The sequence below is a fragment of the Sphingomonas beigongshangi genome (assembly GCF_016820445.1).
Classification (GTDB): Bacteria; Pseudomonadota; Alphaproteobacteria; order Sphingomonadales; family Sphingomonadaceae; genus Sphingomonas; species Sphingomonas beigongshangi.
The window spans coordinates 1-12,291 of record NZ_JADHDT010000007.1 but is presented as its reverse complement, the minus strand read 5'-3'; the positions used below and the strand labels follow the sequence as shown (position 1 = coordinate 12,291).

14 protein-coding genes are annotated in these 12,291 nt (G+C 68.4%); 4 read left to right on the top strand and 10 right to left on the bottom strand.

The genetic code is table 11. The features are described 5' to 3' along the window. Positions 1–7: 7 nt before the first annotated feature. The 4 genes from rplS to IQ292_RS13190 are packed head-to-tail and all read right to left on the bottom strand — an operon-like array spanning position 8 to position 1,765. The gene (gene rplS / locus IQ292_RS13205; RefSeq protein ID WP_043060011.1) at positions 8–400 is read right to left on the bottom strand and encodes a 50S ribosomal protein L19; all 393 of its coding nucleotides are present in this window, start codon (positions 398–400) and stop codon (positions 8–10) included. Beyond that, positions 397–1,131: a tRNA (guanosine(37)-N1)-methyltransferase TrmD gene (trmD, locus tag IQ292_RS13200; RefSeq protein ID WP_203310785.1), complete on the bottom strand. Its 735-nt coding sequence runs from the start codon at positions 1,129–1,131 to the stop codon at positions 397–399. Before trmD ends, rplS begins: the two co-directional genes overlap by 4 nt. Continuing rightward, positions 1,128–1,505 carry a type II toxin-antitoxin system VapC family toxin gene (locus IQ292_RS13195; protein WP_203310784.1) on the bottom strand — a complete coding sequence of 126 codons (378 nt, stop codon included), beginning with the start codon at positions 1,503–1,505 and terminating at the stop codon, positions 1,128–1,130. Before IQ292_RS13195 ends, trmD begins: the two co-directional genes overlap by 4 nt. Continuing rightward, entirely contained in the window at positions 1,502–1,765 is a 264-nt protein-coding gene (locus tag IQ292_RS13190) for an AbrB/MazE/SpoVT family DNA-binding domain-containing protein (RefSeq protein WP_203310783.1), read from the bottom strand. Before IQ292_RS13190 ends, IQ292_RS13195 begins: the two co-directional genes overlap by 4 nt. Before the next feature lie 54 nt (positions 1,766–1,819). Between IQ292_RS13190 and IQ292_RS13185 the strand changes: the two genes are divergently transcribed. Next, on the top strand, positions 1,820–2,728 hold the full coding sequence (locus IQ292_RS13185; RefSeq protein WP_203311035.1) for an NAD(P)/FAD-dependent oxidoreductase: 909 nt from the start codon (positions 1,820–1,822) through the stop codon (positions 2,726–2,728). Between the two features lie 586 nt (positions 2,729–3,314). Here IQ292_RS13185 and rimM read toward each other — a convergent pair. From rimM to ffh, 4 genes are all read right to left on the bottom strand, one after another. Beyond that, the gene (gene rimM, locus IQ292_RS13180) at positions 3,315–3,773 is read right to left on the bottom strand and encodes a ribosome maturation factor RimM (RefSeq protein WP_203311060.1); all 459 of its coding nucleotides are present in this window, start codon (positions 3,771–3,773) and stop codon (positions 3,315–3,317) included. A 25-nt stretch (positions 3,774–3,798) separates the two neighbouring features. Further along, a complete protein-coding gene (locus IQ292_RS13175) occupies positions 3,799–3,939 on the bottom strand; it encodes a hypothetical protein (RefSeq protein ID WP_203310782.1) in 141 nt (46 codons plus the stop codon). 146 nt (positions 3,940–4,085) lie between these two features. Next, positions 4,086–4,499 (bottom strand): 30S ribosomal protein S16, encoded by a 414-nt coding sequence (rpsP, locus tag IQ292_RS13170; RefSeq protein ID WP_203310781.1) that lies wholly within the window; start codon positions 4,497–4,499, stop codon positions 4,086–4,088. A 31-nt stretch (positions 4,500–4,530) separates the two neighbouring features. Continuing rightward, the gene (ffh, locus tag IQ292_RS13165) at positions 4,531–6,057 is read right to left on the bottom strand and encodes a signal recognition particle protein (protein WP_203310780.1); all 1,527 of its coding nucleotides are present in this window, start codon (positions 6,055–6,057) and stop codon (positions 4,531–4,533) included. A 918-nt stretch (positions 6,058–6,975) separates the two neighbouring features. Here ffh and mtaB point away from each other — a divergent pair. From mtaB to IQ292_RS13150, 3 genes are all read left to right on the top strand, one after another. Next, positions 6,976–8,214, top strand: coding sequence for a tRNA (N(6)-L-threonylcarbamoyladenosine(37)-C(2))-methylthiotransferase MtaB (mtaB, locus tag IQ292_RS13160; RefSeq protein WP_203310779.1), 1,239 nt, complete (start codon positions 6,976–6,978; stop codon positions 8,212–8,214). Beyond that, positions 8,211–9,149 carry a signal recognition particle-docking protein FtsY gene (gene ftsY, locus IQ292_RS13155; protein ID WP_203310778.1) on the top strand — a complete coding sequence of 313 codons (939 nt, stop codon included), beginning with the start codon at positions 8,211–8,213 and terminating at the stop codon, positions 9,147–9,149. Before mtaB ends, ftsY begins: the two co-directional genes overlap by 4 nt. 124 nt (positions 9,150–9,273) lie before the next feature. After that, positions 9,274–9,951 (top strand): inner membrane-spanning protein YciB, encoded by a 678-nt coding sequence (locus IQ292_RS13150; protein ID WP_238941088.1) that lies wholly within the window; start codon positions 9,274–9,276, stop codon positions 9,949–9,951. 20 nt (positions 9,952–9,971) lie between these two features. On the opposite strand, the gene aqpZ is transcribed toward IQ292_RS13150, so the two are convergent. Together aqpZ and IQ292_RS13140 are read right to left on the bottom strand one after the other, a co-directional pair. Beyond that, positions 9,972–10,751 carry an aquaporin Z gene (aqpZ, locus tag IQ292_RS13145; RefSeq protein WP_288936316.1) on the bottom strand — a complete coding sequence of 260 codons (780 nt, stop codon included), beginning with the start codon at positions 10,749–10,751 and terminating at the stop codon, positions 9,972–9,974. A 282-nt stretch (positions 10,752–11,033) separates the two neighbouring features. After that, a complete protein-coding gene (locus IQ292_RS13140; protein WP_203310776.1) occupies positions 11,034–11,639 on the bottom strand; it encodes a superoxide dismutase in 606 nt (201 codons plus the stop codon). Between the last annotated feature and the right edge of the window lie 652 nt (positions 11,640–12,291).

Sequence of the window (12,291 nt, the reverse complement as noted above, 5' to 3'; positions counted from 1 at the left end):
GGCCCGATTACTCGGCGGCCGCGGTGCCCTTGGCGGGACGCGTGTCGCGACGCTCGGCGATACGCGCCGACTTACCGGTGCGGCCACGCAGGTAATAGAGCTTGGCGCGACGCACCGCACCCTTGCGGACCACCTCGATCGAATCGATGTTCGGCGAATAGAGCGGGAAGACACGCTCGACGCCCTCGCCGAAGCTGATCTTGCGGACGGTGAACGAGGAGCCCATGCCCTTGTTCGAGCGCGCGATGCACACGCCCTCGTAGTTCTGGACGCGGGTACGCTCGCCCTCGACGACCTTCACGCCGACCTTCAGCGTGTCGCCAGGACGGAATTCGGGGATCGCGCGCTTGGCGGTCAGCTTTTCGATCTGCTCGGCTTCGAGCTGCTGGATCAGGTTCATGTCACATCATCCTTCATGCGCCGCGCGCCAGAGGGAGACTGGACCCGAGCGCCCTCATGGCGCTCCCATAAGTCCGGCCTCCTTAGCCGTGTGTCGGTCTCGGCCATCGACTGACGCCAGGCCGCGATCCTCGCATGATCCCCCGATCGCAGCACTTCGGGGATCGTGCGCCCTTCCCATTCATAGGGGCGGGTATATTGCGGATACTCGAGCAGCCCCGTTTCGAAGCTCTCGTCATCCCCGCTGGAAGCCGCGCCCATTACGCCGGGAAGCAGCCGGATGCAAGCGTCGAGCAGCACCAGCGCCCCCATCTCGCCCCCCGACAGGATATAGTCGCCGATCGAGACCTGCTCGATGTTGCGCGCCTCCAGCAGCCGTTCGTCGAACCCCTCGAACCGGCCGCACAGCACGACGACGCCCGGGCCGGCGGCGAGCTGCCGCACCCGCGCCTGGGTGAGCGGCGCGCCGCGCGGGGTCATGGCGAGGACGGGCCGGCCATCGGCGACGCTATCCACCGCCGCGGCAAGCACGTCGGCGCGCAGCACCATCCCCGCCCCGCCGCCCGCCGGCGTATCGTCGACCGACCGATGCCTGTCGGTCGCAAAGTTACGGATCTGCACCGCCTCGCACGACCAGCCGCCCTCACGCAGCGCACGGCCGGCGAGCGACACGCCAAGCGGGCCGGGGAACATCTCCGGGTACAAAGTGAGGACAGTCGCGGCGAAGGTCATTGCGTCCAGTTTTCCACGGCGAGATCGGGAATGTCGGCGAAGTCGGCTTCGTTGTTGGTCACAATCGTCATGCCGAGCGCCAAGGCGTGCGCGGCGATGAGCCGATCGAGCCGCCCCCGCCTGAATGGAATCTCTGGAAAGCGACGGGCCTCCGCTACCGTGAAGGGCAGCGGCGCGATGACGTCGAGCAGGCGACTCAACGCGGCTTTTTCCCGGGCATCGACGATGCCGTACAGCGTTTCCGCCACGCACAGCGCTGATGTCGCCACGGTCCCCGGCTCATGCTCTTCGACACGATCGCGAAGTCGTTCGCTGACCCCGCCGATGAGATAGACGAGGATGTTGGTGTCAAGAAGGTATCGCGGGTTCGTCATGGGCGAAGCAGCTTGCCTTCCCAATCCAGGTCGCGTGGCGCCATCTCCAACCGCTCGGCCGGCCTGATCCCCGGACACGAACCCCAGATGCCGGTCAGGTCGATCTTCTTCGCCACGACCGGCGCCGGTTCGGCGACGAAGCCGCCCTGCTCCTCGCGCAGCACCATCTCGTCGCCTTCCTTCAGCCCCAGTGCCTTGGGCAGGCGGAGCGCCACCGAATTGCCCGATTTGAACACCTTGGCGCGATATTCGTTACCCATGGCGACCTCCGTATCTACAGGATGTATATACATGCGTGCAGCGGTTCAAGCGTGATGGACGATTGCATCATCATCGGCGCCGGCCCGGCCGGACTGACCGCCGCCATCTATCTGGCGCGGTTCCATCTTTCGATCCGGCTGTTCGACAGCGGATCGAGCCGCGCGGCGATGATCCCGTGCACGCACAACCACGCGGGCTATCCGGAGGGGATCGCGGGCAAGGAGCTGCTGCGGCTGATGCTCGCGCAGGCGGAGCGCTACGGCGCGGTGCGCGAGCCGGTGAAGGTCGTCGCGATCGAGCCGGACGGCGACGACTTCATCGTGCGGACCGATCACGGCACCTATCCCGCGCGTACCGTGCTGCTGGCGACCGGCGTGGTCAACCACCGCCCCGCGGGGCTGTTGCCGGAGGTGCACGACCCGGCGCTGGAACGGGGCCTGCTTCGCTATTGCCCGATCTGCGACGGATATGAGGTGACCGATCGGCGCGTCGGGGTGATCGGTACCGGCGACCATGGCATGCGGGAGGCGCTGTTCCTGCGTGGCTATACGCGCGACGTGACGCTGATCGCGCCGGAGGCAGGTCACGAACTGGACGACAGCTGTGCGCGGGCGCTCGACGAGGCCGGTATCGCCAGGGTCGACGGCCCGTGCGGCGGCTGGGCTATCGAAGGCGCGCAGCTGGCGCTCGATACCGCCGGCGGGCGCATGGCGTTCGACAGCATCTATCCCGCGCTCGGCTCACGCATCCGGTCGCACCTGGCAGTGGCAGCGGGCGCCCGCGCCAATGACGAGGGATGCCTGGAGGTCGACGATCACCAGCGCACCAGCATTCCTGGCCTGTTCGCGGCGGGCGATGTGGTGAAGGGGCTGGACCAGATCAGCCATGCGATGGGCGAGGCCGGGGTCGCAGCGACGACGATCCGCAACCTGCTGAACGAAAGGCGGCCGATCCGAAGATGACAAAAGCTTTAGAAAGTCGCAGTGTTTAGGGGTCGGCAGATGATCGAAACGCGGCGTTTTCAAGCCTTTGGCGGATCGAAAAGTCACAGGTCCGAGTCGGCCATATCTGCCGAGCGACGGCAGCTTTTTTGCGGCGTCTTCGCCCATGTGGCCGGAAAGCGGGCATGGACGCGGATACACTCGGCAAAGGCTCGCCCACGATCGCGGGCATTCTGACCCACCCTCGGCGAAATGACGGACGCCGCGCCTCGCGGACTATGCGCTTCGCCCAGATCATAGCAGGAGCCGTGGAGTGTGCCCCGGACATGTCGGCGATCACGCGCTTTTGGAGCGGGATGACATCGGGTCGAACCACGCCGTCATTGCGAGCTTAGCGAAGCAATCCAGGCCTTGCTGGTCCGGCTCTGGATTGCTTCGCCACGCTCGCAATGACGGATCAATGGTATGTCATCATGCTTTAGACCGGGCGCCTGCCACCGCCTTTCCGAAAGCAAGGCGCTTGTCGTAGGCCGACGATGAGAAAGAGGCGGACGTGCCGGTTACGACGCCTGCCAAGATATGGCAGAAATGGACGTTCTTGTCCAGCCTATTCGACGTAGGCAGGATCGACGACGAGTCGCTCCGCATTCCATTCGGGCACGGCCTCGGGACGCATCGGCACCATGAAGCGCTTGCCCGTTGGCCGTTCGATCTCGAGCACGTCGCCCGCGCCGAAATTCTCGACCAGAACGATCGTGCCGAGCGGCTCGCCATCGGGGGTCTGCGCGGCGAGACCGATCAGGTCGGCGTGATAATATTCGCCCTCCCCCAGCGGCGGCAGCGCGCTGCGCGGCACCGTAAGCTCGGTGCCCCGCAGCGCCTCGGCGGCGGTGCGGTCCGCGATCTCGGCGAAACGGGCGATCGTGCCGTTAGGCCCGCCCTGCGCCGACTTGAGCGTCAGCGCGCCGCCGTTGAACTGGCGATAGCCGGCGATATCGTCGGCGAAGACCTTCAGCCGCACCTGGCCATGGATGCCGTGCGCGCCGACGACGACCGCGAGGGTCACGGTCGGCGTGCCGCCTGACGCGGATTCAGCCTTGGGGGCTGCCTTCGTCGCCGGCGGGGGCGGAGTCGTCGCCTTCGGCGGGGTCGGTGCTCGAGACCCCTTCGTTGCTGGCGTCTTCATCGTCCTCCGGCGCGGTGCGCGGGTCGGGAAAAGGGTCGTTGGCCATGATGCGCTCTCCTAAGTCAGGAGCGCTAACGCATCATGGCGCAACGGGATGCCTGATGCGGTACCGACACCCGCTGCAGCGCAGCGGGGCGCAATGCGCGGCACCGTAGGGACATCCGCCGCGCGCGGCGGATGTCCGACCGGCAATTACTCGGCGGTCGCGTCGGCGGCGGTCGCCTCTTCGGCCGGCGCGGCGTTGGCGGCGGCTTCCGCCTCCTGCTGCGCCTTCAGCTTCTCGGCACGCTCCTCGGCGCGCTCGGTCGCCTTCTCGCCCGGCTTGCCCTTGTTGGGGTTGCTGCGCGCGGCGCGCTCACGCACGCCGGCGGCGTCGAGGAAGCGGGCGACGCGGTCGGTCGGCTGCGCGCCGTTCGACAGCCAGTGCTTGGCGCGCTCGGCGTCCAGCACGATGCGCTTCTCGTCGTCCTTGGCGAGCAGCGGGTTGTAGTTGCCGATCTTCTCGATGAACTTGCCGTCGCGGGGGCTGCGCGCATCGGCGACGACGATGCGGTAATAAGGACGCTTCTTCGAGCCACCACGCGACAGGCGAATGCTGAGTGCCATTTTACTAGTCTTTCCTTGCTAAATCAGTTGTTTATTTCTTGTTCTTCAGAAAATTCTCGAACCCTGGCGGCAGCTTGGGCATGCCGTCCGGCCCTGCCCCGCCGCCAAGGCCGGGGAGTCCCCCGCCCGCCTTGTTCATCATGTCGCCAAGGTCGGCGCCGCCGATCGCATTGCCGAGCCCGCCGAGACCGCCCATCGGGCCGCCCTTGCCGAGCATCGCCATCATGCCTTTCAGCCCGCCCATCTTCTTGATCTTCTTCATGGCGGTCGACATTTCGAGGTGCATCTTCAGGAGCTTGTTGACCTCCTGAACCGTCGTGCCGGACCCCTTGGCGATGCGGATCTTGCGCTTGGCGTTGATCAGGGCGGGGTTGGCGCGCTCCTTAAGCGTCATCGAGCCGATCATCGCCTCGAAGTGCACAAGCACCTTGTCGCCGCCCGCCTGCGCCACGGCATTCTGCGCCTTCTTCATCCCCGGCATCATGCCCGCGAGCGCGCCGAGCCCGCCCATGCGGCGCATCTGCGCGAGCTGGCCGCGCAGGTCGTTCATGTCGAACTGGCCCTTCAGGAGCCGCTTCGACATGCGCTCGGCGTCTTCCTGCTGGATCGACTCCGCGGCGCGCTCGACAAGGCTGACGACGTCGCCCATGCCGAGGATGCGGCCGGCGACGCGCGAGGCGTGGAAGGCCTCGAGCGCGTCCATCTTCTCGCCCGTGCCGGCGAACTTGATCGGCTTGCCGGTGACGGCGCGCATCGACAGCGCGGCGCCGCCGCGCGCGTCGCCGTCCATGCGGGTCAGCACGACGCCGGTCAGCGGCACCTGCGCCGAGAAGTTCTGCGCGACGTTGACCGCGTCCTGACCGGTCAGCGAGTCGACGACGAGCAGGATCTCGTGCGGCGTGGCGATATCCGCCACCGCCTTCATCTCGTCCATCAGCGCCTGGTCGACGTGGAGGCGACCGGCGGTGTCGAGCATCAGGACGTCATAGCCCTGCAGCTTCGCCGCCTGCATGGCGCGGCGGGCGATGTCGACCGGCTGCTGACCGGGCACGATCGGCAGCGTCGCCACCTCGATCTGCGTGCCAAGCGTCGCGAGCTGTTCCTGCGCGGCGGGGCGGTTGACGTCGAGCGACGCCATCAGCACCTTCTTGCGGTCGCGCCCCATCGCGCCCGCGCTGAGCCGCCTGGCGATCTTGGCGGTCGTCGTCGTCTTGCCCGAGCCCTGCAGGCCGACCATCATCACGACCGCGGGCGGCGTGACGGAAAGGTGCAGTTCGGCGGCCTCGGGATCGTCGCCGCCGAGCATCTCGACCAGCGCGTCGTTGACGATCTTGACGACCTGCTGCCCCGGCGTGACCGAGCGCAGCACGTTCTGGCCGACCGCTTCCTCGGTGACCTTGTCGACGAACTGGCGCGCGACCGGCAGGGCGACGTCCGCCTCGAGCAGCGCGACGCGCACCTCGCGCATCGCAGCGCGCACGTCGGCCTCGGTCAGCGCGCCACGGCCGCGCAGGCGATCGAAGACGCCGCCAAGCCGGTCGCTCAGACTGTCGAACATCGCCTCAAAACCCCATACATACGCACAACGCAAAAGACGCCGGCGGACGAAACCTCGTCGGCCGGCGTGCGCTCATGGCGCTTGCCTTTCACGTCCCGCGATCGGAACGAGGCGTGCGCTTAGGGGAAAAAGGCGGCGGTGGCAAGTATCGGGATGCCGGCGCGTGCGCCCGCAGGCTTGTGCCGTATCTCCGGCTTCCTTCGTCATCCCGCCTTCCTTCGTCATCCCGGCGGAAGTCGGGATCCATGGACGCCAGGCGGCGGCGAGGTTTCGAGCCCCACGAGCCGATCGCTACCATGGGTCCCGGCGTTCGCCGGGATGACGAGGGAGAGGCAGGCGCCCCTCCAACACCCAAACCGCCATCCCCGCGCAGGCGGAGATCCAGAAACGTGACGTCGTGGAAAGAGCCGCACGGCCAGCCATTCTGATCCCCGCCTGCGCGGGGACGACGGTAGCGGTGAGCGCTACGGGCAAGCGGGGGGCGACGGTTACGGGGCAAGACTACCCATACGCCACCCGCACCCTCGTCGCCGCCCGGCTTCCTTCGCAGTCCCGGCCTCCCTCGTCATCCCGGCGGAAGCCGGGATCCATGGATACGGGGCGGCGGCAAGGTTTCGAGCCCCTCGAGCCGATCGCTGCCATGGGTCCCGGCGTTCGCCGGGATGACGCGGGAAGTGAAGGCGGCGCCCCCTCCATCCAAATCGTCATCCCCGCGCAGGCGGGGATCCAAGTAACGTGACGTTGTGAAAAGAGCCGCACGGCCAGCCAGTCTGGATCCCCGCCTGCGCGGGGATGACCGGGGATGACCGCGGTGGCGCGCACGACGGGCAAGTTGGGATGACGGGACGGCACGAGGATGTCCGGGGGGCCGCATCCACTGCATGGACTTACCCCGCCGCCGCCACTAGATCGCGGCGCATGTCTGTTCCCGCGCCAGAGGTCATATCCCTCGGCTGCCGCCTCAACATCGCCGAGAGCGAGACGATCGCCGCGCTGGTCGCCGGGCGCGACACCGTGGTGGTGAACAGCTGCGCGGTGACGAATGCCGCCGTCAAGGCGACGCGCGCCGCGATCCGCAAGGCGCGGCGGGCGCGCCCGGGCGCCGAACTGGTCGTCACCGGCTGCGCGGCGCAGATCGATCCGGCGGGCTTCGCCGCGATGGCGGAGGTCGACCGGGTGATCGGCAACGCCGAAAAGCTGCTGCCCGCCGCCTGGGCAAGCGCGGCGCCGGTGGTCGTCGGCGACATCATGCAGGTGCGCGAGACCGCGCCGCATCTCGCGGCGAGCTTTTCCGCGCATGCGCGCGCCTTCGTCGAGGTGCAGAACGGCTGCGACCATCGCTGCACCTTCTGCGCCATCCCCTTCGGCCGCGGGCCGAGCCGCTCGGTACCCGCGGGCGCGGTGGTGGAGCGGATCGCCGGACTCGTCGCGGCGGGGCACGGCGAGGTGGTGCTGACCGGCGTCGACCTGACCAGCTATGGCCACGACTTGCCGGGCAGCCCGACGCTGGGCCTGCTGGTCGAGCGGATCCTGCGCCATGTTCCCGCGCTGCGCCGCCTGCGGCTGTCGTCGCTCGACTCGATCGAGATCGACGAGAGGCTGGCGGAGATCGTCACCGGCGAGGCGAGGGTGATGCCGCACGTCCACCTGTCCTTCCAGGCGGGCAACGACCTGATCCTCAAGCGGATGAAGCGGCGGCACAGCCGCGCGCAGGCGGTGGCGATGGTTGCGGCGCTCAAGGTCAGGCGGCCGGAGATCGCGATCGGCGCGGACCTGATCGCGGGCTTCCCGACCGAGGACGAGGCGATGTTTGCCGATACGCTGGCGCTGATCGGCGACGCCGACATCGTGCATGCGCACATCTTCCCCTATTCGCCGCGCGCGGGCACGCCGGCGGCGCGGATGCCGCAGGTCGCCCCCGCCGCCATCAGGGACCGGGCCGAGCGGCTGCGCGCGGCGGCGGCTCGGCGCAGGGCGGCGTGGCTGGCCGGGCTGGTCGGCAGCACGCAGGATGTGCTCGTCGAGCGGCCGGGCGAGCGCGGCCATGCCGGCAATTTCGCCGATGTCGCGCTCGCGCAGACCGCCGCGCCGGGCGCCATCGTTACGACGCGCATCACCGGCGCCACCGACACCCACCTCATCGGACGGACGATATGAGCACCACCCCCTCCTGGCACGAACGCCTGCTCGGCGGATTCCGCAAGACGTCGGACCGGCTGGTCGGCAACCTCGCCGGCCTCGGCGGCGCGCGGCTGGACGATGCGACGCTGGACGACATCGAGGAGGCGCTGATCGCCTCCGACCTCGGCCCCGAGACCGCGGGCCGCATCCGCACCCGGCTGGCGGAGGGGACGTTCGAGCGCAACATGGAGGAACTCGGCATCCGCCTCGTCGTCGCGGAGGAGGTGGAGAAGGCGCTCGCCAGGGTCGCGACGCCGCTGGAGATCGAGGCCTTTCCACGGCCGCAGGTGATCCTGGTGATCGGCGTCAACGGATCGGGGAAGACGACGACGATCGCCAAGCTCGCGCATCTCCTCATGGAACAGGATTACGGCGTGATGCTGGCGGCGGGCGACACGTTCCGCGCCGCCGCGATCGGGCAGCTGGCGACCTGGGCGAGCCGCGTCGGGGTGCCGATCGTCACCGGCCCCGAAGGCGGGGACGCCGCCGGCGTGGTATGGGACGCGGTCAAGAAGGCGACCGAGACGGGCATCGACGTCCTCATCGTCGACACCGCCGGCCGCCTGCAGAACAAGCGCGAACTGATGGACGAGCTGGCCAAGATCCGCCGCGTGCTCGGCCGCCTCAACCCCGCCGCCCCGCACGACGTCGTGCTCGTCCTCGACGCGACGACGGGGCAGAACGCGCTGAGCCAGATCGAGGTGTTCAAGGAGGTGGCGGGCGTCACCGGCCTCGTCATGACCAAGCTGGACGGCACCGCGCGGGGCGGCGTGCTGGTCGCGGCCGCGGAGAAATACGGCCTGCCGATCCATGCGATCGGCGTCGGCGAAGGGATGACCGACCTGAGGCCCTTCGACCCCAATGAGGTCAGCCGGATCATCGCCGGCGTCGATGCGGGTGTGAAGAAATGAGCGCGCCGGCCTGGCTTTCCAGCCCTTTCCCTCGGACCTCCCCGCCCCGCGCGCCGCGACCGCTTGCCCGGACGGCGACGCCGCGGCGCAACCACATCCGGCAACACGACAAGGCGATGACGGCATGAGCAAGGCGCCCGCATCCTCTCCCGGCCTGCGCATGGGCATCGAATACGGGCCGCTGCTCGTCTTCTTCGCGGCCAACTTCCTGTTCCCGTCCGGCATCGCGATGCGGCTGGTCGGGGCGTCGACCACCTTCCTGTCGGACATGGACCGCGCGGGCGCGCTGGTGATCGCGCGGGTGATCGTCGCGACCGTCGCCTTCGTGCTCGCGACGGTCGCGGCGATGGTCGTGTCGCGGGTCAGGCTCGGCCGGGTATCGCCGATGCTGTGGATATCGGGCGCGTTCGTCGTGCTGTTCGGCGGCCTGACCGTCTACTTCCACGACCCCAAGTTCATCCAGATGAAGCCGACCTTCGTCTACGGCATGTTCGCCGCGGTGCTGGGCTATGGCCTGTTCAGCGGCCGCCCGCTGCTGGAGGGGCTGCTCGGCGCCGCCTATCCGGGCCTGACGGCGGAAGGCTGGCGCAAGCTGACGCGCAATTGGGCGTTGTTCTTCCTGTTCATGGCCGCCCTCAACGAGGCGGTGTGGCGCTCGACCAGCTGGGATTTCTGGGTCGGGTTCAAGCTGTGGGGCGCGATCCCGCTGACCCTGCTTTTCGCCTTCGCCAACATCCCGATGCTGCTGCGCCACGGTCTGACGACGGACGACGCGACGACGACGCTACCGCCGCAGGAATGATCCCGCAGCGGTAGTCGGAATCAGGCGACCGTGACCTTGCCGTCGTCGATCAGCCGCTCGACCGGCTGATCGCTGATCGGACCGGGCGACTGGTCCTCGCGGCTGTGGGCGAAGAGCCAGCGCGCGCCAAGCCCCGCGACCACCGCGCCGCCGATGGGCGCGACCCAGAACAGCCACAGCTGCGACAGTGCCCAGCCGCCGACGAACAATGCGGGCCCCGTGCTGCGCGCCGGGTTGACCGACGTATTGTCGATCGGAATGGCCACCAGGTGGATCAGGGTCAGCGCCAGTCCGATCGCCAACGGCGCGAACGGTCCCGACGAGCGCTGGTCGGTCGCGCCGAGGATGACGACGAGGAAACCGGCGGTCAGCAAGGCCTCCGCGAGGAAGGCCGTCGCCATGCCGTAATGGCCGGGCGAATGAACGCCATAGCCGTTGGCGGCAAAGCCGCTCGCGACCAGATCGAAGCCGGGCGCGCCGCCGGCGAGCAACGCGAGCGCGGCGCTGGCGAGGACCGCACCGACGAGTTGCGCCGCCACATAGCCCGGCACGTCGCGCGCCGCAAAGCGACCCGCCACGGCCAGACCGATGCTGACGGCGGGATTGAAATGACCGCCCGAGATGAAGCCGACGGCAAAGGCCATGGTGAAGACGGTCAGGCCGAAGGCGAGCGCGACCCCTGCCATGCCGATGCTGCCGGGCAGCGTCGCGCCGGCGGCCAGTACCGCCGCGCCGCAGCCACCCAGCACCAGCCAGAAGGTGCCGATCGCCTCCGCGGCGAGGCGGCGCGCGGCGGCGATCGGCCGCGGGCGGTCGGCGGCCGTTCGGACGTCCGACTGAGCGGGAAGCGAAAGTGTCTGGTGCACGGTGATCCTGCCTCCTTTCGGCCATGGAACGCCAAGGACATCGTGGCGAACCGGCACGGTGATCGGCGGCAAACGCGTCCGGTTCGGCCCCGTTCCTGGTATCCTTGCACCCTTTGCCAGAGACAAATGCACCATGGTCGCCCCGATGCGCGGCGCACGAAAAGGGGCGCCGCCATGACGGCGACGCCCCTTCTCATCGTCTTGGCTTTGCGAGGATCAGGCCGCGTCGAAACGCTTGCCGGCCTCGTCCCAATTGACCACGTCCCACCACGCCTTGAGATAGCCGGGGCGGTCGTTCTTGTAGGTCAGGTAGTAAGCGTGTTCCCACACGTCGTTGCCCAGGATCGGCGTGCCACGCTCCTCGACCACGTCCATCAGCGGGTTGTCCTGGTTCGGCGTCGCCGTGACCTTCAGCGATCCGTCGGCGGTCTTGATCACCCAGGCCCAGCCCGACCCGAACTGGCCCGCGCCCTTGGTGTTGAAGTCTTCCTTCAGCTTGTCGAGGCCGCCATAGGCGTCGATCGCGTCCTTGAGCGCGCCCGACGGCTGGGTCGAACCCTTGGGGCCCATGATCTTCCAGAAGAAGTCGTGGTTCCAATAGCCGCCGCCGTTGTTGCGAACGAGCGCGGGCTGCGACGAGATGGTCGCCAGGATGTCCTCGATCGACTTGCCGGCGAGCGACGGGTCCTTCTCGACGCCCTCGTTCAGCTTCGCGGTATAGGCGGCGTGGTGCTTGTCGTGGTGAAAGGTCATCGTCTCCTTCGAGATGACCGGCTCGAGCGCGTCATAGTCGTAGGGGAGCGGCGGCAGTTCGAATGCCATGGCTTTGGCCTCCTGTTAGGGAAAGGGGTTCGCGCGCGTCAACGCAGCAGGCGGGTTAATGCTCCGGCGCCGTTTCGCAAGCGTGATGATCCTTGCGGAGCGGATGATCTTTGGAGCGGCGATCGAGACGACAGGGACGTTGCCCTCCCCTTCGTCATCCCGGCGCAAGCCGGGACCCATGGTAGCGGTCGGCGCGAGGGGGTCGCGACCTCGGTCGCACACCGTGTCCATGGGTCCCGGCGTGCGCCGGGATGACGGAGAGGGAGTGGGCGGGCTTTTCCCACGTTCGTCATTCGCGCGCAGGCGGGAATCCAGCGATGCTGACGGCGCGGCTCCATCGTGGGACTGCGCGTCTGGGTCCCCGCCTGCGCGGGGATGACGCTCTTGGAGAGGTGCGAGACCGACAGCGATACTGGCCCGGAAGCCGAGACATGCCCTCTCCGTCGTCATCCCGGCGAACGCCGGGACCCATGGTTGCGGTCGGCGCGAATGGCGCGCGACCTCGGCCGCACACCGTTTCCATGGGTCCCGGCGTGCGCCGGGACGACGAGGGGGAGTGGGCGGCGCGTCCTCCTGTTCGTCATTCGCGCGCAGGCGGGAATCCAGCGATGCTGACGGCGCGGCTCCATCGTGGGACCGCGCGTCTGGGTCC

What these genes read in the sequence shown, in the direction of transcription:
- rplS (WP_043060011.1), bottom strand. Translation starts at nt 400, where the DNA reads ATGAACCTGATCCAGCAGCTCGAAGCCGAGCAGATCGAAAAGCTGACC.
- trmD (WP_203310785.1), bottom strand. Translation starts at nt 1,131, where the DNA reads ATGACCTTCGCCGCGACTGTCCTCACTTTGTACCCGGAGATGTTCCCC.
- IQ292_RS13195 (WP_203310784.1), bottom strand. Translation starts at nt 1,505, where the DNA reads ATGACGAACCCGCGATACCTTCTTGACACCAACATCCTCGTCTATCTC.
- IQ292_RS13190 (WP_203310783.1), bottom strand. Translation starts at nt 1,765, where the DNA reads ATGGGTAACGAATATCGCGCCAAGGTGTTCAAATCGGGCAATTCGGTG.
- IQ292_RS13185 (WP_203311035.1), top strand. Translation starts at nt 1,820, where the DNA reads ATGGACGATTGCATCATCATCGGCGCCGGCCCGGCCGGACTGACCGCC.
- IQ292_RS13175 (WP_203310782.1), bottom strand. Translation starts at nt 3,939, where the DNA reads ATGGCCAACGACCCTTTTCCCGACCCGCGCACCGCGCCGGAGGACGAT.
- rpsP (WP_203310781.1), bottom strand. Translation starts at nt 4,499, where the DNA reads ATGGCACTCAGCATTCGCCTGTCGCGTGGTGGCTCGAAGAAGCGTCCT.
- ffh (WP_203310780.1), bottom strand. Translation starts at nt 6,057, where the DNA reads ATGTTCGACAGTCTGAGCGACCGGCTTGGCGGCGTCTTCGATCGCCTG.
- mtaB (WP_203310779.1), top strand. Translation starts at nt 6,976, where the DNA reads ATGTCTGTTCCCGCGCCAGAGGTCATATCCCTCGGCTGCCGCCTCAAC.
- ftsY (WP_203310778.1), top strand. Translation starts at nt 8,211, where the DNA reads ATGAGCACCACCCCCTCCTGGCACGAACGCCTGCTCGGCGGATTCCGC.
- IQ292_RS13150 (WP_238941088.1), top strand. Translation starts at nt 9,274, where the DNA reads ATGAGCAAGGCGCCCGCATCCTCTCCCGGCCTGCGCATGGGCATCGAA.
- IQ292_RS13140 (WP_203310776.1), bottom strand. Translation starts at nt 11,639, where the DNA reads ATGGCATTCGAACTGCCGCCGCTCCCCTACGACTATGACGCGCTCGAG.